The 24,366-nt window shown below is 56.7% G+C and carries 14 protein-coding genes and 3 pseudogenes; 8 read left to right on the forward strand and 9 right to left on the reverse strand.

What is annotated here, in order from left to right; all coding sequences use genetic code 11:
- Window positions 1-378: 378 nt before the first annotated feature.
- Window positions 379-1,301 (reverse strand): annotated as a pseudogene (locus ML_RS00265) (ESX secretion-associated protein EspG); the annotation flags it as partial.
- A 908-nt stretch (window positions 1,302-2,209) separates the two neighbouring features.
- Between ML_RS00265 and ML_RS00270 the strand changes: the two are divergent.
- Complete coding sequence (locus ML_RS00270; RefSeq protein WP_119607858.1) at window positions 2,210-2,416, forward strand: hypothetical protein; 207 nt, start codon at window positions 2,210-2,212, stop codon at window positions 2,414-2,416.
- A 2,038-nt stretch (window positions 2,417-4,454) separates the two neighbouring features.
- On the opposite strand, the pseudogene ML_RS14590 reads toward ML_RS00270, so the two are convergent.
- Window positions 4,455-4,897: pseudogene (locus tag ML_RS14590) on the reverse strand (deazaflavin-dependent nitroreductase).
- A gap of 260 nt (window positions 4,898-5,157) precedes the next feature.
- On the opposite strand from ML_RS14590, the gene ML_RS00280 reads away from it, so the two are divergent.
- The 5 genes and pseudogenes from ML_RS00280 (at window position 5,158) to ML_RS17665 (ending at window position 15,040) form a co-directional block, all read left to right on the forward strand.
- On the forward strand, window positions 5,158-5,463 hold the full coding sequence (locus ML_RS00280) for a hypothetical protein (protein WP_041322268.1): 306 nt from the start codon (window positions 5,158-5,160) through the stop codon (window positions 5,461-5,463).
- 8 nt (window positions 5,464-5,471) lie between these two features.
- On the forward strand, window positions 5,472-5,621 hold the full coding sequence (locus tag ML_RS00285) for a hypothetical protein (protein WP_156511857.1): 150 nt from the start codon (window positions 5,472-5,474) through the stop codon (window positions 5,619-5,621).
- Between the two features lie 1,324 nt (window positions 5,622-6,945).
- On the forward strand, window positions 6,946-11,529 hold the full coding sequence (gene gltB / locus ML_RS00290; protein ID WP_010907495.1) for a glutamate synthase large subunit: 4,584 nt from the start codon (window positions 6,946-6,948) through the stop codon (window positions 11,527-11,529).
- Window positions 11,522-12,988, forward strand: coding sequence for a glutamate synthase subunit beta (locus ML_RS00295; RefSeq protein WP_010907496.1), 1,467 nt, complete (start codon window positions 11,522-11,524; stop codon window positions 12,986-12,988). The genes gltB and ML_RS00295 overlap by 8 nt, the downstream gene beginning before the upstream one ends.
- A gap of 1,225 nt (window positions 12,989-14,213) precedes the next feature.
- A pseudogene (locus ML_RS17665) lies at window positions 14,214-15,040 on the forward strand (PHP domain-containing protein).
- A 164-nt stretch (window positions 15,041-15,204) separates the two neighbouring features.
- Here ML_RS17665 and ML_RS00305 read toward each other — a convergent pair.
- Window positions 15,205-15,849, reverse strand: a complete 645-nt coding sequence (locus ML_RS00305; protein WP_010907497.1) for a TetR/AcrR family transcriptional regulator — start codon at window positions 15,847-15,849, stop codon at window positions 15,205-15,207.
- 77 nt (window positions 15,850-15,926) lie between these two features.
- Between ML_RS00305 and ML_RS00310 the strand changes: the two genes are divergently transcribed.
- On the forward strand, window positions 15,927-17,402 hold the full coding sequence (locus tag ML_RS00310) for a flavin-containing monooxygenase (protein WP_172591897.1): 1,476 nt from the start codon (window positions 15,927-15,929) through the stop codon (window positions 17,400-17,402).
- Between the two features lie 80 nt (window positions 17,403-17,482).
- Here the strand turns inward: ML_RS00310 and rraA are convergent, their stop codons facing one another.
- From rraA to ML_RS00350, 6 genes are all read right to left on the reverse strand, one after another.
- Window positions 17,483-17,956, reverse strand: coding sequence for a ribonuclease E activity regulator RraA (rraA, locus tag ML_RS00315; protein WP_010907499.1), 474 nt, complete (start codon window positions 17,954-17,956; stop codon window positions 17,483-17,485).
- A gap of 21 nt (window positions 17,957-17,977) precedes the next feature.
- Window positions 17,978-18,343: an Rv3852 family protein gene (locus ML_RS00320; protein WP_010907500.1), complete on the reverse strand. Its 366-nt coding sequence runs from the start codon at window positions 18,341-18,343 to the stop codon at window positions 17,978-17,980.
- 513 nt (window positions 18,344-18,856) lie between these two features.
- Entirely contained in the window at window positions 18,857-19,573 is a 717-nt protein-coding gene (locus tag ML_RS00325) for a DUF6474 family protein (RefSeq protein WP_010907501.1), read from the reverse strand.
- Between the two features lie 184 nt (window positions 19,574-19,757).
- Window positions 19,758-20,156: a helix-turn-helix domain-containing protein gene (locus tag ML_RS00330; protein WP_010907502.1), complete on the reverse strand. Its 399-nt coding sequence runs from the start codon at window positions 20,154-20,156 to the stop codon at window positions 19,758-19,760.
- Window positions 20,157-21,149: 993 nt separating this feature from the next.
- Complete coding sequence (locus tag ML_RS00345; protein WP_010907504.1) at window positions 21,150-21,683, reverse strand: hypothetical protein; 534 nt, start codon at window positions 21,681-21,683, stop codon at window positions 21,150-21,152.
- A gap of 200 nt (window positions 21,684-21,883) precedes the next feature.
- Window positions 21,884-22,507 (reverse strand): superoxide dismutase, encoded by a 624-nt coding sequence (locus tag ML_RS00350; RefSeq protein WP_010907505.1) that lies wholly within the window; start codon window positions 22,505-22,507, stop codon window positions 21,884-21,886.
- 821 nt (window positions 22,508-23,328) lie between these two features.
- Here ML_RS00350 and ML_RS00355 point away from each other — a divergent pair.
- Window positions 23,329-24,363, forward strand: a complete 1,035-nt coding sequence (locus ML_RS00355; RefSeq protein WP_010907506.1) for a DUF4328 domain-containing protein — start codon at window positions 23,329-23,331, stop codon at window positions 24,361-24,363.
- Window positions 24,364-24,366 lie beyond the last annotated feature (3 nt).

Genomic DNA, 24,366 nt, shown 5'->3' on the forward strand with positions numbered 1-24,366 from the left:
GCTAGCAAGGACAAAGGCCTCTGTTGCGGGCTTCTTTTCGCCAATCCGAGTCACTTGGTCGGTCAGCTCAACCTGGTGGACTCTGCCGTTCATGAGTGCCGACACCGACTTGGCGGGGTTCGTCACCGCGAGTAGCTCGACCTCAAGCTCCTCCTCCGGTTCAGTCAGAGATTGGAAGACGTCTAGATCGTTGGCTTCGATGCCCACTGGCGTTGTCGGCGCATAACCATCGAGCTCGTCGAAAAACAACGACTCCTCGTAGTAGCGGTTGGCGCTGTAGAAATCTAGGCTTGCCAAGTGATTATCGTCGTCATTCCCGAGCAGGTTCACTGTGGAGTCCCTTTCTAAAATCGCAGCACGAAGAGTAAGAAGGAAGTTACCTCTGGAAGGAGTGTCGTAAACGTGATCTAACCAGGAGCCCGCTGGTAGCAGCTCCATCAGGTTGTTGAAGGCGACCTGTAGGTTTTGCTGAATGCCCGACAGGAAGCTCCCGTACAGTTCGTTACCAACCCGACGGGGCAGCGCGACACCAACCTGCCCTGCGCGGAGTCGAGAACCCCTTACAGCTGTGTCCGTGTATGTTGTCGTGCCTCCCGGCGGGCGTTGAGTAACGATGATCGCCAACCAGTTGGACGGGTTCCTGAGGAACTTGCCATAGATGCAGGCTGAGCTCGGTTGGACACCTTGTCCGACCAACTGGGCTGCGGTTCTGTACTCGGCTAGTTTTTTGGCTATGCCGGTCAGCGGTTGGACATTTGCAGACTCTGCAGGGTCCAGCATGGTGGTCACCATGCTGGCCTGGCTGATCTGTAGAGCCATTAACTGTAGTATCAGCATGTCGTCCTATCGCGCGCCGCGATGACGACATGGCGGTCGCCCCTGCGGCACACAACGAAGGTGCACCATTTGTTGTTGCCAACATTGCGACGCCACTACCGAGTCTCCACTCCCGGTCCGGTTGTTGTTGCCAACATTGCGACGCCACTACCGAGTCTCCACTCCCGGTCCGGCCGGTTAGACGTATCTGCCATCGCTGCCAACTTCGGGTAAGGTTGGCCGTTAGCGTCCCTGAATTCCCTGGGAGGCAAGGTCACATTGCACCCGTTTCCAGACCACGGCTGGTAGTTCCTGTCTGAGGAATCATTGATTCGTATCCCGAGTGCCGTAGGGAAAGCTACAAGGTGCAATCGGTCCGTGACTACCAACATATAACATACCGTCAACATACCGTCGGTAGTCACTTCGACGCCGACCACATCGTTGACGAGGCCAGCGCGACCGGAAGCCAGCGGACCGGACATAGTCACGTCACCAATGAACCGTTTTATTTAGCGTCTGGCCGCTGAATATATCGGTGTTTAGGTCCGCGGCCGCCGGCAGCATGCAGTAGAGTCGTAAACCAAGCGAGCTACAAACCCCTGCGATGTTTGTGCTTGCTTGATTGCGGGTGGTCTTTAAGTCTTTGATTGCGGGTGGTCTTTAGTTGTGTTCAGCATAATCATATTGTGAAGGTTGTGACCCGTTCGTCTGTAAGACCTGTTGGCGGAGCCCTGTGCCTTTTCTGGTCGAGGTTTTGACTTCGCCTGAGGTGGGGGTCACTTATCCCGCCCTGCGTTTGCAGCCACGACGAGATGACGCCCAGAATTCCTGTCATGAGTTATCTCCTCCTCTAAGTACGTTTTCTACCTACTATCTATGGTCTTGGCTCGCTAGGGTTTTGGCCTATTAGTCGAGCAGTTGCCGATGGTGTCAAAGGATGCGCGCACCCGTCTCTCCGGTTGAGTCTCCACCGGTTGCCTGTATCGGAATGCGCTCTTCACCGGCTGTGCCCGCGCCGGCTTCCTCATTCTTCGCCGCCATTCTTGTTATCGCTGATACGGGTACCCTCATGTTGTCCCCTTATGAGGCCTGCCTGTTGAGCCGCCCGCCAGCACTACTTTCGGTGAGTTGAGGCACCTGATCAGGGTTGTCGTTAGATGGCTCATCGCTGGAACCTGCTTAAGGGGGATCAGGTTGCTAAAACCCAAAGGCGGCATACCGAATATGCCACTTAAGATGTCGGGGAATTAGGCGAAGTCACTCTCCACAAAGACAACTTTCCCATGTTGCTGAATAATTCGGACAAGTTCGGCAAGTCAAGTAAACTGTAATGAGAGAGCCTGGGAATTCGAACTTAAGGAAGACTGGGAAGCTCGGGAAGTGGTGCCAGATGAATTCGAGTAGCTCGGAGATCGAATCTGACCTTTCGGAAATGTTGAAATTTGGCGGCCATATGCCGGGGATTTTGGATATCAAGCCACCAGTCCAGTCGATCAAGCCAGGAATCAAGTTGATCAAGCCAGGAATCAAGTTGATCAAGCCAGGAATCAAGTTGATCAAGTCATTCGGCAAGTTAGCGATCATTTTTGGTAAATAGCTGAGCACTCCTTGCAAATTGGTAATCTTGGTTAGTGTCATGATAGTAAAATAGAACATGGCTCCACCGATTCCCTCCATTCACAATGGCTGTAGGCGGGGCTGGTTATCGCCGTAGGAAGCTGCATCGCCGATAAGCCAAAGACGGTTTTCCAGCCAGGTGCAAGCCCACTACGCTCACTCAACCATACACTTCAAGGTGGTTTCAGAACGTGGCACGTGGTAGAGATATCCTTGGCCTGATTCCAGACAAAATTGTTGGTTGATTTGTCAAGCTGACTCATTGTTTACGAGTGAAGCTGGTTGGCGAGGTTTTGAGCGGAATAGGCATCAGCGGACTCATCAACCCATCTAAGTCGGAAACAGTCTTGCCGATCTCTGTGTCGATTGATGTGAACATGGATGAAGAGGAGTGGAAGACATCGCTAGGGGCGAGAATGCCCTCTCCAAGAATTAGCAACAAGTGGGAAATAACACCAATTGTCGAATCGTAAATTCCGGTTCTAGACATTTGAGCCTTTCCTCATACCCGCTGATTCTGTGCACTGTCTTTTTCATGTGCACCTTTGCACCGCGACGACGTCGGCATGAGCGGCAATCGGCTGAGTCCTGTAGCCCCTGACTGTCCTATGTTGCCCCCGGAGTCTGTCTCAATTGATCTGGCTAAGCAGCGCTTCGATGGTATCGGCGGCGTTGGCGAGCACAATTTTTTGCTTCCGCGTGGATGGTTAGATCTTCTGTGAACTCGGCTGCTTGTGCAGTATCGTTAGGCCGAAAAATTGGTCGCGTTGCCGGGGTAGCATATAGACGCTGCGTCAGTGGCGTCTAGCGTGATCGCTCTGCGCCGCATCAGTTCGTCGAGGTGACGGGGTGGACCGCGCCCAGAACCTTGAATCAATTCCGGGGTAATCTGACCGACGCAGGTTGCGCGGATGGCCGGCTTTGCCCATCCTGGTGGATCCACGCCGATCATCCTGGAGGGCAACTGAAGGAGACCTCTTTCAAGTGTGGCCCCGATTTGTTTGGCGAGGTTAACTACGGGCATCTTTCGAACGTGGTGGGTGTGCCCGCGTTTATGACGCCATCCGCTGTAAGGCTGCGCTGGCTCGGGTCAAGTTCACTACGGTGTGCAGCGCCGTCCGCTCTGGCCTGAGCTGAACCCGGATCCTGTTCGTTTGCCGCTGAGTTGCTAGTGTTGTTCGATCCCTCCGTGGGCAGGTCATCGTGTGTGGGCAGCTTGACCAGTTTACACGTCAGCGCCTTACTCGGAAGTAGGGTCTCCGATCCGTCATAGGTGAAGAAATTTTCCGTGGTGGTGGTGTTGTGGTGGGCTGGTGGGGTGTGGGTGGTTGATCTGCGCTAGAAGGTTGCCGTATGTGCCGCCGACGGCCGGATCATCGATGCACTGTTCACTAACACGATACTGCTGCACCCGGCGGCATGCCTGCTTGCTGGCTGAGGGCCGGTCAACAAGCCGCCGACACCGATACCAGCGGCAGAAATGGTGCAAGGGATAACATCAGGTGCGAATAGTTATACCGTGCACGGGGACGTGCCTGTTCAGGTGCGGCCACATTGACCACGCCGACACCTCAAGGCCATGACATGCACACTAAAACGCCCCTACCCCGCGGCGCTAACAACTATCCTCACACTCACGCCTGCATCGATATCGCCTTCAGCACAGCCCAGGTGCCCAGCCCCTGGCATCATCAACATGTAGACCAAGCAGCATCCACCACCGACATGCTTACGTGCGCCGCGCTAATCGTGTCCACTGCGGCAAAGCACACGAAGCCTCATCGAAAGCAGGCAGTCAGCCACCCACCAACAAAAACCCCGCAACACAGCAAAACACGTCAACAACCTGCAGTTCAAGGGAAGCAGCGGTGGGGTAGTGGTGGGAAACCAGTACGAGGCTTCGTATGTGCGTTCACCCGGAATCGGACCCGCCCACTTGAACATAAAACAGTGTGAGAAATCAATTGATTTCTCACACTGTTTTATGTTAGTAATTTTCTTCGATGGCGGAGTAGCTCTTAATTCGGTTCGGACCGGAATACGGCGACCTGTCCCGCTGGGGACTCGAATTTATCGGCGGTCCCATCAAGAGCCATTCTTGAATGTTTAGCAAATCCAACCCCCAACTGGGACTGTGGTCGGAAACTCTCGAGAGCCTTGGGTCCGCTTTCTCGGAGCTGAATTAGCCTATCTTGACCTGCCAGGGAATCGACACCCGCTGGCCAATGCCCTGTAGTCCACAACTATGGTATTTGTCGCTCAGGCGGGCCTGGATAACCGGCCACTACGTAAAGTCTACCCGCAAATTCGAATGGGGTCATTGGGGTTCAGCGAGGCCGGCCCGACTTATGGTCGGGCACCGTCAGCACCATTGCGGGGCCAGTGGCTATCCTGAATTTTGCACCGCAATAATCACCTTGTTCATGGTTTTGAAGTAGCGCAGTGGACGTGGATTGGACATGTCACCACGTCTCTCTATCTTGGTCTATTTTGTGCACAGGCCGCGGTGCCGGGACATCCACTGTGTGGATGGTGTGGATTGGCCGTCCAAGTATTTTCTCCGTGTCGCGATCAAAGCATCCGGTCGGTGTAGCAAGATTACGATGTCGGCATCCTGCTCTAGGCTTTCAGCAATTCCGCTTTAGTGAACGCATGCGGACCAGTCGGCGGGATCTGCTTACTTACGAGTTCATCAGATAACAGCGTGTCGCGATCGCTGATATGTCGCTGTCAAAGATGGGTGCGCTGGGCACTCGGGCAGGATGGCCCGGCCACCACATCATTGCTACGTATCTGCGTGGTCCGCATGCCGGCGAAGGTGGCGGCAAAAACTGTGGGTGGCAAAAACTTACTAATGCTAGGCTCAAGTCGACGGCCAAATGTTCGACTGCCTTGTTGCGGTCCCCGCGAAATCGAGACGGCTGCAGCGAGAAATCATCGGCGGCGTTGGTAATCGACAGCGTAATCAGCTTGGTGACCTCGTCGCGTACTGGTTGGGTCACTATGTTTGGGCAGGTCTTCGCTTAGCATGGTAATTGAGGAAAGCCACCGCTCCCGGTAACGCGTCGTTAGCTGAGGCCAACGTCTCCACGCCATCGGTAAACTCGGCGGTATTTGGTGCTCGGGTGATAGCGCGTACGGTGCAGTTTGACGTCATCGTTCACGTTCGGCGACGAGGGGATTAATTACTATATTTTAGTCGCACCGGTTACTGCTATTGTCGTGTTCAATTTGTTTTTTTGAGAACCACTATACCTGCGTTGCAGAAAATTCTTTAGGCCGTGATCGAACAGACCACTTCAACGTTCTTCCCGCAGTCGAGACCCCATCCTTTCACGGTTAGGTCATCACGATCAGCGTATCCAGATCGCTTAGGATTTCCCGGGGTGACAGTGAAGTCCATGGTTGAACCGCAGTCGACGACCGAGATTGTGAAATACCGGTTCAGTCGTCACGCAGTTGCCCGGCCGATGGCAGGGTTGAGCACCCGGCGTGGACTGGTGCCTGGTTCGCCGACGAAGCACCGGTGCGCTTGGTGGCTGCGTTGCCGGCGAACCAGGCGGGCGTGGGGAGCAGTCCGGTGGCGCGGCGGGGCGGTCCTTGCAGAAGGTCTCGGCGGAAATACCGGGGCCATTCAGTCTGCGGACTCCTGGACTACGGACTGGATGGTCGTGCGATCAGGATGCCGCGCCCGCCGGGCCACCAACGATCCCGCAAGAATTTCGTCGTGCTAGTGTCATGGTTCTCTGAGGCGGACCAGGCTGTCGATCCCGCGCCACCGACCGGCTGTGGCGCTGCTCCTGACCGATGAACTCCGCTCCCAGTTAGCGATGCCGGACGCGCAACCAGTGTCTGTCCATTATCGGTCACAGGGCGGTTCATTGATCGACGTAGTGCCGCTGACACTGCCTTAGCAGCCATTTTGGATTTTTATTTAGTATTGTGCAAAATCGGCGCCGATGCCCTAGTGTATCGCCGCGACTTATTCGCCATGTCCTGAGCGCAGGTGTGGGTGATTCTGGTGATATTTCTGCTAGTCTTTATCCAGACAAGGCTGCCCGGTTCATCCGGTTCTGTGGCTCGAGCGATCGTGGTAGTGGGCGTTCAATCGGTGTAGTGGCAAACTTGCTTAAAGGATTGTATTGTAGCCCATCGACCAGATGTGATTCGGGCAGCCGCGGACAGATCGCCAACCACTGTTGCGGCATGCCGCAACAGTGGTGATCGGCAAGTTGATGAATTTACACTGGCGTACGGCGGCAGGCTAGTATTAGGTAAAGTTGGCATGTCAAGCGGGTTTGGTCATAATCATTTTACGATTTGTCGGTACCGGTTACAGGGTGACCGTTCAGCGTTGCACGGACGGATAGCCAATCGAATTATCTCCGCCTTACAGGCAGGCTAGCGATAAGGCGGAAGGAGTCGAGTCCGCCACTTCCGGGGCAGGGCTTCGCCGGAGCCGCTGAAGAAGGCCACGCAGAATGTTCTGGTGAAGGGTTAGGTTAGGGAATGACGGCCAAGCGCGTCGGGCTGTATAACCCCGCGTTCGAGCACGATTCGTGTGGAGTAGCCATGGTTGTCGACATGTACGGTCGGCGTACCCGCGACATTGTGGACAAGGCGATCACCGCGCTGCTTAACCTCGAGCATCGTGGTGCGCAGGGTGCGGAGCCGCGCAGTGGTGACGGCGCAGGCATCCTTATTCAGGTCCCAGATGCATTCTTGCGGGCAGTCGTGGATTTTGAGCTCCCCGCCGCAAGTAGCTACGCTACCGGCATTGCGTTTTTGCCGCAGTCGTCCAAAGATGCCGCGGCTGCCTGCGCCGCGGTGGAGAAAATCGCGGTGGCCGAGGGGCTGCATGTACTGGGTTGGAGAAACGTGCCCACCGACGCTTCGTCGTTAGGTGCGTTATCCCGTGATGCGATGCCCACCTTCCGGCAGGTGTTCATGGCGGGAGCCACTGGTCTGACGTTAGAACGCCGCGCCTACGTGATCCGTAAACGTGCCGAGCATGAACTCGGCACCAAAGGCCCCGGTCAGGACGGTCCGGGGCGCGAAACCATCTACTTCCCAAGTCTGTCGAGCCAGACGTTCGTCTACAAGGGCATGCTCACCACCCCGCAACTCAAGGCATTCTACCGGGACTTGCAAGATGAACGGCTGACTAGCGCGTTAGGCATCGTGCATTCCCGGTTCTCCACCAATACCTTCCCGTCCTGGCCGCTCGCGCATCCTTTCCGGCGCATTGCTCACAACGGCGAGATCAATACCGTCACTGGCAACGAGAACTGGATGCGGGCCCGTGAGGCGTTGATGAAGACTGACATCTTTGGGTCGAAAGCTGACATGGAGAAGCTGTTCCCGATCTGCACCCCGGGTGCCTCCGACACCGCGCGCTTTGACGAGGCACTGGAACTGCTGCACCTGGGCGGCCGCAGCCTGGTCCACGCGGTGCTGATGATGATTCCTGAAGCCTGGGAACGCCACGAATCGATGGATCCTGCGCGCCGAGCTTTTTACCAGTACCACGCCTCTTTGATGGAGCCGTGGGACGGTCCGGCGTCGATGACATTCACCGACGGTGTTGTGGTGGGTGCTGTGCTCGACCGCAATGGCTTGCGCCCGTCGCGTATCTGGATCACCGACGCCGGATTGGTGGTGATGGCTTCCGAGGCCGGCGTGTTGGATCTCGACCCGTCGATTGTGGTCCGCCGGATGCGACTGCAACCGGGCCGGATGTTCCTAGTGGACACCGCACAGGGGCGCATCGTCTCTGACGAAGAGATCAAAGCGAAACTAGCGGCTGAGCACCCTTACCAGGAGTGGCTTGACAAAGGTCTGGTTCCAATTGATGAGTTGCCGGCGGGCAAGTACGTGCGGATGCCGCATCATCGACTTGTCATGCGGCAGTTGGCCTTCGGCTACACTTACGAGGAACTCAATCTGCTGGTAGCACCCATGGTCCGTGCCGGCTCTGAACCGATTGGGTCGATGGGCGCCGATACCCCGATTGCGGTGCTGTCCCGGCGGCCCAGGATGCTTTACGATTACTTCCACCAGCTATTCGCTCAGGTGACCAACCCGCCGCTGGACGCCATTCGCGAGGAAGTGGTGACTAGCTTGCAGGGCACCACCGGGGGTGAGTACGACTTGCTCAGCCCAGACGAGAATTCCTGTCACCAGATTTGGTTGCCACAGCCGATTCTGCGCAATTACGAGCTGGCCAAGCTGGTCAACCTCGACCCTGCCGACGAGGTCAATGGACGCCCGCATGGCATGCGGTCTACAGTGGTTAGCTGTCTGTATCCAGTTGCCGACGCCGGCGCCGGGTTGGCTGCTGCGCTGACTGAGGTGCGCGCGCAGGCATCGGCGGCTATCGTCGGCGGCGCGCGAGTAATCATCTTGTCCGACCGCAATTCCGACGAACAGATGGCTCCGATTCCGTCGTTGCTTTCCGTTGCGGCGGTACACCACCATTTGGTGCGTGACCGCACCCGCACCCATGTGGGTCTTGTGGTGGAATCCGGTGACGCCCGAGAGGTCCACCACATGGCAGCGTTGATCGGTTTCGGTGCGGCGGCGGTCAACCCCTACCTGGTGTTCGAGTCGATCGAGGAAATGCTCGACAGAGGTGTCATCGATGGGATAGACCGCAAGACAGCATTGAATAACTATATCAAGGCTACTGGCCAAGGTGTACTTAAAATAATGTCCAAGATGGGCATTTCGACACTAGCCTCTTACGTCGGTGCGCAACTGTTCCAGGCAGTCGGCATCTCTGAAGACGTGCTGGATGAATACTTCAGCGGGTTGAGTTGCCCAACAGGAGGAATCACCCTCGACGACATTGCTGCTGAAGTCGCAGTCCGCCATCGGGTGGCTTACTTAGACCGACCGGATGAACGTGCCCATCGCGAACTCGAAGTCGGCGGGGAATACCAGTGGCGCAGGGAAGGCGAATACCATCTGTTCAACCCGGAGACTGTCTTTAAGTTGCAGCACGCTACGCGTAGCGGACAGTACAAGATCTTCAAGGAGTACACTCGCCTCGTCGATGACCAGAGTGAGCGGATGGCTTCGTTGCGTGGATTACTCAAATTCCGTTCAGGTGTGCGTACCCCGGTTCCTCTGGATGAAGTCGAGCCCGCGAGTGAAATCGTTAAGCGCTTTTCGACGGGAGCGATGAGCTACGGCTCGATTTCCGCTGAGGCGCACGAGACCCTTGCCATTGCGATGAACCGCCTGGGTGGTCGATCAAACAGTGGTGAAGGTGGCGAGGACGTCAACCGCTTTGAGCCCGATCCCAATGGGGATTGGCGACGCAGTGCTATCAAGCAGGTCGCTTCTGCGCGGTTCGGGGTTACCTCGCACTACTTAACGAACTGTACTGACATCCAGATCAAGATGGCACAGGGTGCGAAACCCGGTGAAGGGGGCCAACTTCCGGGGCGGAAAGTGTACCCATGGATTGCTCAGGTACGGAACTCCACCCCCGGTGTTGGCTTGATCTCCCCCCCACCGCACCATGACATTTACTCTATTGAAGATCTGGCGCAGCTGATCCACGATCTGAAAAATGCGAACCCATCGGCGAGGGTGCATGTCAAGCTTGTCTCGGAAAACGGGGTAGGCACGGTGGCTGCGGGGGTATCCAAGGCACATGCCGACGTGGTCCTGGTCTCGGGGCACGACGGTGGTACCGGCGCGACCCCGCTGACATCGATGAAGCACTCGGGTGCGCCATGGGAGCTGGGGCTGGCCGAGACCCAGCAGACATTATTGCTCAACGGATTACGCGACCGAATCGTGGTCCAGGTAGACGGTCAACTCAAGACGGGTCGTGATGTGATGATCGCTGCGTTGCTAGGCGCTGAGGAATTCGGCTTCGCCACGGCCCCACTGGTAGTCGCTGGCTGTATCATGATGCGAGTATGTCATCTAGACACCTGCCCGGTTGGCGTCGCAACTCAGAATCCTTTGCTACGCAAGCGGTTCAATGGCAAGCCTGAATTCGTCGAGAATTTCTTCATGTTTATAGCTGAAGAAGTTCGGGAATATATGGCACAGTTGGGTTTTCGAACGTTTAATGAGGCGGTAGGCCAGGTGGGTGCGCTGGACACGACTCCGGTTCGGGAGCATTGGAAGGCGCATAGTATCGATCTGACACCCGTGTTACACGAGCCGGAGTCAGCATTCATGAACCAGGATTTGTACTGCAGTTCGCGCCAGGATCATGGTCTGGACAAAGTGCTCGATCAGCAGTTAATAGCTGTCAGCAGGGATGCGCTGGATTTCGGTAAGCCGGTTAGGTTCTCCACTACCATCGGTAACGTCAATCGCACGGTAGGCACCATGCTCGGCCATGAGCTAACGAAAGCCTATGGTGCCCAAGGACTTCCGGATGGAACCATAGATATCACGTTCGAAGGATCCGCGGGCAACAGCTTTGGCGCCTTTGTACCCAAGGGGATCACGCTGCGTGTCTATGGAGATGCCAACGACTATGTTGGCAAGGGCCTGTCTGGTGGTAGAATTGTGGTGCGGCCGTCCGATAGTGTGCCGCTGAACTACGTTGCCGAGGATAACATTATTGGCGGCAACGTGATTCTGTTCGGCGCCACCAGCGGGGAGGTTTATTTGCGCGGGGTTGTAGGCGAGCGGTTCGCGGTTCGCAACTCCGGGGCCCATGCGGTAGTCGAGGGCGTTGGTGATCATGGTTGCGAGTACATGACTGGCGGTAAGGTGGTCATCCTTGGCCGCACCGGCCGTAACTTTGCGGCTGGCATGTCCGGCGGTGAGGCTTATGTTTACGATTCCGACGGCGAACTTCCGGCCAACCTGAACTTCGAAATGGTTGAACTCGAGCCCCTTGACTTCGATGACGCAGCCTGGCTGTATGCTACGATACAGGCGCATGTCGACGCTACTGATTCCGCTGTTGGCCAGCGGATACTGGCTGGCTGGTCCGAGCAGCAACGATACTTCGTCAAGGTGATGCCGAAGGACTACAAGCGGGTGTTGCAGGCTATCGCGTTAGCTGAACGCAACGGTGTGGATGTCAACAAGGTGATAATGGAGCCGGCACATGGCTGATCCGGCTGGCTTTTTGAAATACACACAGCGAGAATTACCGAGGCGACGGCCTGTCCCGCTACGGCTGCGTGACTGGAAGGAATTATACGAGGAATTCGATAAAGAGACTTTGCGGAATCAGGCGTCCCGTTGCATGGACTGCGGTATTCCTTTCTGTCACAATGGGTGTCCTTTGGGAAATTTGATCCCGGAATGGAATGACTTGGTGCGTCGCGGCCGTTGGCACGATGCGGTTGAACGTCTGCACGCCACAAACAATTTTCCCGATGTCACTGGCCGGCTATGTCCGGCGCCATGCGAGTCGGCGTGTGTGCTCGGCATTAACCAGGATCCGGTGACGATCAAGCAGATCGAGCTAGAGATCATCGACAAGGCCTTCGACGAAGGTTGGGTGCAACCACTGCCGCCGCAGCAGTTGACCGGTAAGACGGTTGCCGTGGTGGGTTCGGGGCCAGCTGGACTTGCTGCTGCCCAACAACTCACCCGTGCGGGTCATCGCGTGACGGTCTTCGAACGCGACGATCGCATCGGCGGGTTGCTGCGGTATGGCATCCCGGAATTCAAGATGGAAAAGCGCTTCCTGGAGCGGAGGCTAGACCAGTTGCGGGCTGAAGGCACCGAATTCCGGTCTGGCGTCAACGTCGGAGTTGACATCACTGCCGATCAGCTGTGCGCTGATTTTGATGCGGTCGTGCTGGCCGGCGGCGCGGCCACTTGGCGCGAACTGCCCATTCCGGGACGTGAGTTAGATGGCGTTCACCAGGCGATGGAGTTCCTGCCCTGGGTCAACCGTGTCCAGGAGGGAGATGACGTCCTCGGAGACGACGGGCAGCCGCCTATCACTGCTAAGGACAAAAAGGTGGTCATCATCGGTGGTGGCGACACCGGGGCAGACTGCTTGGGCGCGGTGCACCGGCAAGGTGCGATCCACGTGCACCAGCTCGAGATAATGCCGCGTCCGCCGGATGCCCGCGCTGCATCCACGCCGTGGCCAACTTACCCACTGATGTATCGGGTATCGCCGGCCCACGAAGAAGGTGGCGAGCGGGTGTTCTCAGTTAACACCGAGGAGTTCGTCGGCAAGAACGGGCGGGTGCACGCGCTCAAGGCTCATGAAGTGACGATGCAAGACGGCCGGTTTGTCAAGGTTGAGAACTCCGTTTTCGAGCTCGAGGCCGATCTAGTGTTGCTGGCGATGGGATTCGTTGGTCCGGAAAAGCCGGGCCTGCTCACCGACCTGGGTGTGAAGTTCACCGACCGCGGCAACGTCGCACGTGGCGCCGACTTTGATACTTCGGTTCCTGGTGTTTTCGTTGCGGGCGACATGGGACGTGGCCAGTCGTTGATCGTTTGGGCGATTGCTGAGGGTCGGGCTGCCGCGGCGGCTGTGGATCGATTTTTGATGGGCGCAACCGCGTTGCCGGCACCCGTCAAGCCGTCGTCTTTACCACTTCAGTAGTCGCACCAGTCACGCTAGAAACAGGCATATAATCGCTTCGGCGGGTCTTTCGTTGTTTGTCAGATAACGGGTGTCTAATCATTCTGTTGCAGGCTTCGTCACATAATCGGTCCCGGTGGAGTTCGTCTGAATGGGCCGATCGCAGGAGTAATAACTGTGCATATCAAACCAGTACCTTGGTCACGGGTGGTTAGAATCGCCTGGTCATGGCTTCGTCACCCGGTCAAGAGCCGCGGGTTTCCCGCCAAACACGAGCGTTTAGTCACCGCCGAAGAGCTGCAGCTACTCGGGGTTTGACACCGCAGGGCTGTTTGGCCTCCAAGTATACTAGACTTTTGCTTAACTTTATAAGTTGTTATCGAGGTGAGCAGACTCGAGTCCCGAAACGCCTCTGCCAGGGGTTCCAAGATGGCGTCACCGTGCAGCGTGACGACTTGCCCGTAGTTGTGTTCCGGTTCCAGTCGAAGGTGAGTCGACAGCGTGATCTAGTGTGGATCACGTTCAATGTTTACAAAGTGGCCGGCCAGCATGTCGCGCTTGTGCACCAACACCTCGAGTGGGGCCACCGGCGAAGTTCCAGTGTTGGGTATAGCGTACGATGATCCACAAGGTGCGTTTCTCTCCGCTGCTGCCGATGCAGATTAGGGAGTGTGGTCACTACGAGTCTTTGGGCTTGTTGCGAGTGTACGCCAAACTGGTAGTATTTGCTGTCGGAGTTGGTTAGCACCTGGCAAGCTTTCTTGAACCGGTTGAAGTTTCCGTTATTCCGCCTAAACTCGATGCCGTATCCGTCAGACTCCTGTTCATTCCTGCTGGCGCCGATTTCCAGCCCGAATCGTACGCTTGGAGATTAAGTTTAATGCGGCAAGCGATATGGGCTAACACCATGCGGTGACGGTAGTGAATTCCAATCATCAGTGTACCCCAGTTGCAGCAGGGTAGTGGTCCTGCGTAAGCGCGGTCAGCGTGGTTCAGCTGTCAAGGCAGGACTCATCGCTGTCGGTGAGGATCGGACAGAAGTGGTAGAAGGTTCCTACCCGGACTCCAATGCTTCAATCTCGTCAGTTGCTTGTTAGAAGGCTAGCATCTGTAAAGCCCATGTGGTGTGTTCCGGCGCGGTCTTAAAGGCGAAGCGCATGTGTCCGCCGGTAGTTGTTGACATCGCGTACTGGACGCGACACACTGTGTGTTGTGGATCTGGTGACCGCTCGGCGGCTAGGCTTGAATGCGCCACGACCCCAGACGTGTGATGGCGTAGCGTGTAACCTCGCCGTCATCGTTTGAATTACCTAGACGACGCTGCACGCGAGCGTTACGGTTTAGGCAAACAGCTGGCAGACGCTGCTTGGGCATTGGACTCAAAACCGCAAAGGTTATTGTCCAAGCATAAGTCGCCCGTGAACCCGACCTTTTGATCGAATTCCGTTCTATAATGGACGATCTTGGCCGTGGGTGCCGCGGGGATGCGTATCTGCATTCGAACTAGTCGAGTCAGTTGGTACCGATCGAAGATATCGCGGCTGAGAAGCGAAACCAAACTCACCGTTGCCAACGGGTTGTTGGCGGAGTGGTTGCGCAAACAGCTCGACGTAATCGACGGCCTGCGTGACAAATGCGCGCCGCTGCAGATGCTTGCCGGCATTGAGGTCGACATCCTCGATGACGACAATTAGACTCGGACCCCGAGTTGCTGGAACGCCTCGATGTCGTTGTTGACAGCGTGCCATTCGAAGCTGTCGATGGATCCGGTCTTGATGACCCGCCGCATGGTGCTCACCGTTTGCAACGACTACGTCAACCTGCTGTGACCACGGCAACCGTGGTGGAAATCAACTCCTGTCCTGATCGCCTTAACGACCACGCTGCTGCTGCCCCGGTTGGTGCTGGACATCGAATGTGTGTTCAGCATTGGTACTGATGCATACACGCTCGGATGGTTGGACTTCCTCGGTTATGTCGCCCTGCGCGTTGTGGACCACGGGCGTTCTCTTTGGCCGGATCGTCAACACCTGTCCGGCCCCGTGTGACCTGCGGCGAGGATCTTGCCCGTGATTCGATTATCGGGGTGACTACCACCGCGTCGATCTCTGCGGGCGATATTCGGTTACCGACCCAATGCTGTTCGAAGGACGTGTGGAATTTAAGTCCAGGTTCGCATGCAGGATGCATGCTTCACACCGCACGAAACATGTGTTCACATGGGGTGTGAGGGGGGATTAGCGAATTTCGTTGTATATACTGCTCACCCAGATGTGCACCAGGGTGTCGAGCACCCGGGACTCCGGGACGTGAGGCTGTTCGGCGGTGAATGAGGCAAACAGCGCCCGCTCGTTCATCAGGTTGAGCGCGGTGGCCAATTCTGTGGCGGGCAGGGTGTCTGGTGCCACACCGCGTTTGCGTTCGGCATCGATCACAGCGGCGGTGTAGGAGATCCACTTCTGCATGAAGGTCGACCACAATTTCCGAACCTCGGTATTGTCTCTGGTGACTTGCCCCGCACAGGTCACTGCTTTATGGGATCCAAAGGTTTCGAAGAATACGTTGATCCCGGTGCGCCACTTATTGCCGCGTTTGTTATCTCGATTCTTAATGAGGGTTTCGAGGGCAGCGTTCGCCTTGTTGAACACGCGGTCCAGCAGTGTCAATAGCACAGCTTCCTTGGAAGCGAAATAGAAGTAGAAAGTTGGCCGCGAAATCCCGGCACTTTTGGCCAAGTAATCTACCGAGATCTCGGTAAGCGGTCGGTCCTCAAGAAGTTGCTCAGCGGTGGCCAGGATTGCCAGTTCACGGTCGTCGCCGGACGGGCGTGTGCTGCGTCGACTCCGGCTTTGCGAAGTTTGTCCGGCAGTGGAATTTATCACGATAGGTAGCTTACCCCACGTCGAGAATTTCAACGCAACGTTGACGACTTCGACACAGCGTTGATATTATGGTTGTTATGGCTGAGACCGAGTACCTGGATGTTGTCATCGTGGGCGCCGGTATCTCCGGCGTGAGCGCAGCCTGGCACCTGCAGGATCGTTGTCCGAACAAGAGCTATGTTATCCTGGAAAAGCGGGCCGGCATGGGTGGCACCTGGGATTTGTTTCGGTACCCTGGCATTCGTTCGGACTCCGATATGTACACGCTGGGTTTTCGATTTCGTCCATGGACCAAGTGTCAAGCAATTGCCGATGGTAAGCCCATCCTCGAATACATTAAGAGCACCGCCGTCATGCATGGCATCGACAAGTACATCCGGCTTAACCACAAAGTCACCGGCGCCGACTGGTCGAGTATAGAAAATCGCTGGACCGTGCAGGTTGAAAACAACGGCACACCCCGCATGATCTCTTGCTCATTTTTGTTTTTGTGCAGCGGCTACTATAACTATGAGCAGGGCTATGCGCCGACCTTCCTTGGCTCGGAGGATTTCACCGGTCCGATTATTCATCCGCAGCACTGGCCAGAGGATCTCGATTACGCCGCTAAGAACATCGTCGTGATAGGTAGTGGCGCCACTGCAGTCACTTTGGTTCCGGCGCTTGCGAATTCGGGTGCCAAGCACGTCACGATGTTGCAGCGCTCCCCCACCTACATTGTTTCTCAGCCGGCCAAGGACAAAATTGCCGCCAGGCTCAATCGGTGGCTACCCGACAAGTATGCGTACACCGCTGTCCGCTGGAAGAATATCCTGCGGCAATCGGCTCTGTACGGAGCCTGTCAGAAGTGGCCGCAGCGGATGCGAAACATTCTGTTGGGCCACGTGGCACGCCGACTTCCCAAGGGCTATGATGTGCAAAAACACTTCGGTCCGCATTATAACCCGTGGGAGCAACGGCTGTGTCTGGTACCGGACGGTGACTTGTTCCGAGCTATTCGCAAGGGTACAGTGGATATGGTCACGGATGCCATTGACCGGTTTACCTCGACCGGCATCCGGCTCAAGTCGGGGAATGAGTTGCGAGCCGACATTATCGTCACTGCCACCGGATTGAACCTGCAACTGTTTGGTGGTGCTGTCGCAACTGTTGATGGACAGCCGGTGGATCTCGCTCAGACGATGTCGTACAAGGGCATGATGCTGTCTGGCCTACCCAATATGATATATACTGTAGGATACACTAATGCGTCGTGGACATTGAAGGCAGACCTGGTATCAGAATTCTTCTGTCGGTTGCTAAATTATATGAACGCCAACGATTTTGATACTGTGGCAGTGGAGTATCCGGGTTCCGACGTCGAAGAGCGGCCGTTCATGGATTTCACCCCCGGTTATGTGCTGCGCTCACTCGACGCGTTACCCAAGCAGGGTTCCCGCACGCCATGGCGATTAAACCAGAACTACCTGCGCGACATCCGGTTGATCCGCCGCGGCAAGGTCGCTGATGAAGGTCTCCTTTTTGCCAAAAAGACTACTCCCGTTACGGTTTAGGGCGATAGCGAGTACGGTGGGAGCGGGTTAAGCGGGCTGCCAGCATTCAGCCGTAGTAGCTGAGCCGGGGGTCACTACAATTAGACGACGACAATGCCGTCGTCGTCACTGTAGACGACTTCTCCCGGAACGAATGTCACACCACCCAGGTTGACCTCGACGTGGCGTTCCCCGGTGCCGATCTTAGTACTTTTGCGTGGATTGGTGCCTAGCGCCTTGATGCCAATGTCGATACCGCGCAGTGCGGCTGCGTCTCGCACTGCACCATTGACGATTAGGCCGGCCCAGCCGTTGGAGTGGGCCAATTCGGCGATCACGTCACCGACCAAGGCGGTGTGCAGGGAACCGGCGCCGTCGACCACCAGCACTCCACCCGCACTCGTCTGGGAGAGTACCGATTTGAGTAGCGCATTGTCCTGGAAACAACGGACGGTACTGATCGGGCCGGCGAACTCCGAGCAGCCGCCGAACTGGCGAAACTGAAGATCGCAGCTGCGTACGTCGACCCCGATGCTGTCGACGAGGTCGGCGGTTGGCCGAAATGACACGATCACTGCTGGTCTGTCGGTAGGCGGTCAGCGACGTCGCAGTTGGTGGATAAGCAGCAGGGCCAGTAGACCGATTGCCAACGCGATCACCAGTGCTACCGGTGAATTGCTCGCTTCCAGCGCCTCAGCACCGTTGGGGACCGGATTGCTAGCCCCCTCTACGGCTGACTGCGCTTGTTCCGCAACGTCTTTAGCAACATCAAGTTGGCCGTTAGTTTCGATTCGCTGCTGCAGACCGAGCGATTGGTTGGCTGCCTGCGGTGATGCGAAACTAGGGCTTTTAGGTGGAGCTTTTTTGGCCGGTGCTTTAGCGGCTTTGGCGGGTACTTTCTTAGCCGGCAGTGTCGACGTTCCGTCGGGTTCACTGTTAGGTGGATTTTGCTGGTCTGCCATGCGACCGCTCCTCTGCAGCTTTTTCGTTACATATCAGGTCACAGAATGTTCGACGTACCCAATCTTGCCAGCAAATGCTTGGGCGTATCTTTTATCAGGCCCATCGCGACCTGCGCCGTACTGCCTACAGTGCCCTCGCAGCGCTGAACGCTACGATGACCACACCAAACGTAAAGTCCAAGATATCCGTGCCTGCGTCTAGGGCAGCGGCTTTTGGCGCGGCTGTGTCGGTGGGTGCCGTCTGTCGAAACGACCACTACTTGGAAACCACTTGGCCATCGGAGGACGTCACCCCGTAGTGCGCCGGGGAGCTGTTGTTCGGCGGCCCACACTGTTGCACACTGACGTTGGCAACCGCGCCTCACACTGGTTGCGTCGACGATAGACCACACGCTGTCATCAGACTCGCAAGTGTGCACGGACGCTACTTGTGTGCAGTCAGAGACGTGGTGAACGCCATGGTGAGCAGCAACGGGTCGACCCACGTCGTTGATACGTACCAAGGGGGACATGTTAGGTCGCTGCCTTCCGTGTCGAGTCCGCTACGGACCGGTTGTCAGCCATGGACGTGGTCAGGTCAACCCCAAGCCGTGCCATAAGGTCTGCTTCGATGCCGTCGAGTTGCGATGAGATCGTGGAATGCACTGCCCGGCGACGCGTGGCCGGCATATTCTCCACGGCGGCGACAGCAGCTGAAAGATCGATTAGCCGTTCGGTGATCGTGGAGACGAACTGCTTGGTCTCGGCGTCTTTCGGCTTTTTCTCTTGCACGAGCAGCACCGATTGCTCGGATCTGGCTATGCGCGCCGACAGCCGCGCGCTGGGTCCGGAGAACTGGCCGATCTGAGCTAGTGGAATGCCGAGCTGATCCGCCCGACGCTGGTCGATTAGCGCGCGGGTGGCTATGGCTGCGCGATATATCAACGGCACCACGATTGGAGCCAGCAGCCGAGACACCGTCAGCACCCGGCGGATCCTAGTTGGCGATAGCAACTTGCCTTCCTTGGCTGCCTTGAGCTCTGTCTCGGCGACTTTTAGCGCTACGCGGTCGCTGTTTCGTTTAGCTTTTAATTGGGCTTTGAGGGCCTTGTTGGTGGCGCGCTGAGCGCTGTTCAGACGGCGAGCTTCGTTTTTGGCGGCCAGTCGGGCCTCAAGTTTGGCGCGGGCCTTAATTGCACGGGCTTCGGCGCGACGCATCGCACGGCTCCTTCGCTTGTGGAACAGTCCCATTCCCGCATCGCCTCTCCGGTATACTTGTGAACTATCGCTGTGCGTGTGCGCGATCGGTAGCCAATTCTAATCGGAATGAGTCGGTGTCAGGCTGCCCTGTCGCGCTGGAACGAAGGACAGCAAGTAAGAACAGGCCGTTAGGTGAGCTACCGGAGGCGAGTGCTGCGCCGTCTGCCAAGGTGACCTACACGTCAAGATGCTCCGCACGCCGTAGTTCGTCGACTCGATCCACGATGTCCTGCTGAGCTTGGGCAGACAACCCGATGGTCCGCATCGCGATCCGGCGCACGCCTTCATCACGCATGGTGGCCAGCCATGCCAATTCTTGATCGAGTTTTTCGTAATACTCGTCGTTGGTGAAATAGGCCGGTTTGATGCGGAAGAAGTTGGCAAGGGCGGATATCGTGGCTGACGAAGGGTTCGTGCGATTACCGGAGCGGAGCTGTGACAGGTAAGGAGCCGACATGGTGATGCCCTCCGCCTTGAGCGCTGCGATTACCTCGGCAGAGGTGTGCGGCCCGCGCCCGGGTGGATACACCGTGTCGAACAGGCGGTTTAGGCGGGCAGCGAATGTCGTGCTCATCGATATGACCTCCAACGAGCTGAAAGAACGACCGGTTGTCAATAAGTATAAGTGCAAACCCAAATAGATTCTGTAATGGTGTTTCAAGTGGGCAGTGACACAATCCCTGCAGAGCAAGCAACTGAGACGTTGAGATGTCTGCAAGGTGAACAAAATTCACAGGTTATCTGCAGAAACTACCTCGAGAACTTGAGTGACATTTACTTTTCTTCTTGCTCGATGTGGGCTCTGGGCAGATCGTGGGGGTGAATATGCCTGACACCGGGTAACTAGTAGACAACGGGAGTTTGCTATAATTACCTTTTCTGCCCAGACTCTGTCAGTCGGCTTTGAACGGCCCGGAGGCTGGGCTTAGTGGGACTTTGCCGCCGCTGCGTTACTCCCTGTGGGGACTGTTAGGCACAGCCTGGTGATCGGCTCGCGTGCTGGACGGTATATCCAGACGGCGCCCGGTGGTCTCCCAGCGATTGTTGCTCTTGTTTGTCGCCAGCGCAGAGTGTGCGACATACCTACATTTGCCTGTTGCCAGCGCTAAAGCCGCGTTAACGCCGATCACCACCGGGCCGCCACCCACAGCGTGCTGTCCAGCAGCCACAAGCCGTACGCTAGGAACTAGCAGGTTCGTCACCCCGGTCAGCATCACCCACCATTAGTAGCGCATCGCGCAAATCATGGTGATTAGCTTAGACCTGTCACTGAATTCGACGAGGAAAACTACCCCCGAGCCTTAACAGCGTTCCGGCGAGCATGAAACACGGCTTTTCGGCACGTCTTAAACAACCATGTTAATCATCGAACATCGTTTGAAGGTCTCGTGCATCGGATTTACCGGTTCACCGGAAGGGCTGTTTGTCGGTATGTCGACTCGACGATTGGGCTACTCTTTTCTTCGCTAACACCCCGAGGCTAGTGGGCAAATCCGGTGGGCGCTAGGAAGGCGGTGGAGTTCGGGCCCCCGCGATTCAGTGCCCGAACCATTTCGTCTAAATGTCTTTATGCGGCAAGCAACATTGCCAGAATTGCGGTATCGGGATGGCTGATTGGATCGACACCGACGCGGCTCACCATAGAGGTGATGGTGCCGTCAGCTTCTGCCTCCACCCAAGCCGCTCGGTGCTCCAATCCCAAATACGGCAAGCCCGGCAGCAGCACACATCCCGACGCTGCCCCTGTGCATTCCGGCAATGATGGCATTGTTTCTGAGGGCGGATGCAGCATCAGCAATGCGGGTGGCTGGTGATCTGCGAAATATCCTGGCTGGATAGCTGATTCACCGAAGACTGTGCCTTCGGCCAGCACCAGGCCGACGGTGCCCGGTTCGGGTTCGTCAGGCAACTCCTCGCGTGCGCCGAAGACGGTTGTGGTGGACAGTAGTCCCGGTAGTGAAGCGATCCGCACTGCAACCATCAATAACTGGGCCCACTCTTTCGTCGAATCAGGCCATCGCCCCGATATCACAAACCCTTTCAAGGCACCACGAGCATGGAAAGGGACAACTCCGATAGGCAGACCTGACCCAGTTTCCATCTCGCCCTCCGCTGGACCTTCTCAATCCTCCGTCCGAGTAACCACACTGGCTCGAATAATTCAGCATGCCTTCGGTCCCAGAGGCGTGCAACTCGACACGACCACCTGTGCCCGCGTTTACCAAGTACCCGAATTAAAGGGCCGCTAAAAGCAAGGGCGTCGCGCGAATCGCGCGACGCCCAAACCTGACTAAGATGGAATCAGTCGAATATCAGTCCCTGCGTCTTAGATGTTGCAGCCATGTAACGTGACTGCACATCCGCCCAGTTTACGACATTCCAAAACGCTTTGACGTAATCCGCCTTGACGTTTTTGTATTGCAGGTAAAAAGCATGTTCCCACATGTCGACCTGCAACAAGGGAATGATGCCGAGTGAGACGTTGGCCTGTTGGTCATACAGCTGGAATGTAAGCAGCTTGTTGCCGAGCGTGTCGTAGCCGAGTACTGCCCAACCTGACCCTTGCAGGCCATTGGCGGCCGCGCTGAATTGAGCGCGGAATTTGTCGAACGACCCAAACGTTTCATCAATGTCAGTGGCTAGCCCGCCGGTCGGCTTATCGCCACCGTTCGGAGAGAGGTTCTTCCACCAGATGGAGTGGTTGACGTGGCCGCCCAAATGAAAGGCCAGGTTCTTCTCGTTCAGAAAAATCGCGGAGTGGTCGTCTTTGGCGCGTGCCTCGTCAAGTTTGGCAAGCGCGTCATTGACACCTTTGACATATGCGGCGTGGTGCTTGGTGTGGTGGATCTCGTTGATCTCACCAGAGATATGTGGTTCCAGCGCTGCGTAGTCCCAGTCCAAATCGGGCAGGGTGTATTCAGCCACGACGTTCCTTCCTTTGATTGATTGGTGATCGTCTGACGCTCACTCGCACGGTTGATCCGCGCAGCGACTAGCATAATCAACGCTGCGCCATGATCGCGCGCACCGCAAGAACTACTGCTGAGGGTAGATACTTCGAATATCTGGTGGGGCAAATTCAAGACAAAACGATGAGGGCGAGAACTGCCAGCAGTGCCAGGGCAATGAGCCCTGCTCGTAGTGCAGCGACGCTGTAGGAGTGGTTCCACGCAGGCGAGCCAGAATAAGAATTCGACGGGGCCGTCGAACCCGGACCGAAAGAGGATATGGCCATCAGACGCCCTTCGTTAGCACACTCACCACTGCACAGTGAGATGGGTCACAACTAACTGTGATGATCGCGATCATAATGCCTTGGGCACGGCTTGAAAAATCAGCCCAGACACCGATGCACTGTGAGATAATGGATCCGCGGATTTTCGGTGGACCTAGGCGCGGTCGGCAGTTATGTGGCGTGCGCCTCATCGGGTAATCGATGCCGTGTCGGTGGGCGGCTAGTGCGGCAAGCCCTTTTGCTCGCGTACCGGTTGGGCTGTTAATTGGCGTGGCCCGAGGACGAGCAGTGCACGTCCCATGCCGGTTAGTCTGCTGTCCAGCGCGGTTTCTATTGTGGATAATCTGCGGAAAATCTGGCTAGCCGTGGCCAACTGTGCTGTGTTGCTGCATTACCGGAAGCACATTTCAATGCCGTCACGGTTATGCCTACTCGGCGCGGGCTGGGCTGGATCTTTTTGCTCTTTAACTTAACGAGCTTGACCCGCGTCGATTTCCAGTAGACTGGTCCGGTGATTCAGGTGTGTTCCCAATGCGGCACTCGATGGAACGTTCGCGAACGGCGACGCGAATGGTGTCTCCGGTGTCGCGGGGCCCTGATTGCGCCCCAGGCGGAGATGCCTACGGCTGTAAAGCAGTGGAGTTCGCATGTTGGTCTCCCGGCGGGTATTGTGCCGGAGGCTCTCGGGTGGCAGCGCACTCCGCCGGGCTTTCGGTGGATAGCGGTGCGCCCCGGTGCGGCACCGCCGAACCGACGTCGGCAGCGGCACCATGTCCCGACCCCGCGTTACGCCGTGATGCCGCGTTGGGGCCTTGCGGACCGCGTCGACCAGGACTCCACGTGGATACAAGCACCCCTGAAACCGGGGCCGTCGTCAGCGAAGGTGCGCACCACCCTGTTTGTGGCTGTGCTGGTATTTACTCTTGCAGCATTGGTGTACGTCGTGCGGTATGTGCTGCTGGTTATCAACCGGAATACGTTGCTGAACTTTGGGGTGGCGGCCATCGCTGATTGGCTTGGGGTGATCGCCAGTTTGGCCGCGATCGCCGCGACGCTGGCGTGTGTTATGGCATTGAGCCGTTGGCTGATCGCGCGACGGGCTGCCGCATACGCACACCATGCCGTACCAGAGCAGCGTTCTAGCTGGGAGTTGAGGGCGGGGTGTCTGCTGCCGCTGGTCAATCTGCTGTGGGCTCCGGTGTACGTCATCGAACTGGCACTGATGGAAAATCACTACACCCAGCTGCAGAAGCCTATCTTCATGTGGTGGATCGTTTGGGTTTTCAGCTACGTGATTTCGGTCGTTGCTGTTGTTACAAGCTGGGCTAAAGATGCTCAGGGCATCGCCAATAACACAGTTGCGATGGTGTTTGCGTATCTGTTTGCTGCAGCTGCGGTGGCCGCCGTTGCCCGGGTCTTTGAGGGGTTCGAGTGCAAATCAATCAAGCGTCCCGTACATCGCTGGGTGGTGGTACACTTAGGTGGCTCTGTTGTGCACCCATCCCCAGGCTCAGTTGAGTTGGAAGGGCAGGAACCGGCAGCATAGTGG

The sequence above is a fragment of the Mycobacterium leprae TN genome (assembly GCF_000195855.1).
GTDB classification, from domain to species: Bacteria; Actinomycetota; Actinomycetes; order Mycobacteriales; family Mycobacteriaceae; genus Mycobacterium; species Mycobacterium leprae.

Bases quoted from the DNA above. Each gene is read 5' to 3' on its own strand.
- ML_RS00270 (WP_119607858.1), top strand. From the start codon at position 2,210: ATGAATTCGAGTAGCTCGGAGATCGAATCTGACCTTTCGGAAATGTTG.
- ML_RS00280 (WP_041322268.1), top strand. From the start codon at position 5,158: ATGTCGCTGTCAAAGATGGGTGCGCTGGGCACTCGGGCAGGATGGCCC.
- gltB (WP_010907495.1), top strand. From the start codon at position 6,946: ATGACGGCCAAGCGCGTCGGGCTGTATAACCCCGCGTTCGAGCACGAT.
- ML_RS00295 (WP_010907496.1), top strand. From the start codon at position 11,522: ATGGCTGATCCGGCTGGCTTTTTGAAATACACACAGCGAGAATTACCG.
- ML_RS00310 (WP_172591897.1), top strand. From the start codon at position 15,927: ATGGCTGAGACCGAGTACCTGGATGTTGTCATCGTGGGCGCCGGTATC.
- ML_RS00320 (WP_010907500.1), bottom strand. From the start codon at position 18,343: ATGGCAGACCAGCAAAATCCACCTAACAGTGAACCCGACGGAACGTCG.
- ML_RS00325 (WP_010907501.1), bottom strand. From the start codon at position 19,573: ATGGGACTGTTCCACAAGCGAAGGAGCCGTGCGATGCGTCGCGCCGAA.
- ML_RS00330 (WP_010907502.1), bottom strand. From the start codon at position 20,156: ATGAGCACGACATTCGCTGCCCGCCTAAACCGCCTGTTCGACACGGTG.
- ML_RS00345 (WP_010907504.1), bottom strand. From the start codon at position 21,683: ATGGAAACTGGGTCAGGTCTGCCTATCGGAGTTGTCCCTTTCCATGCT.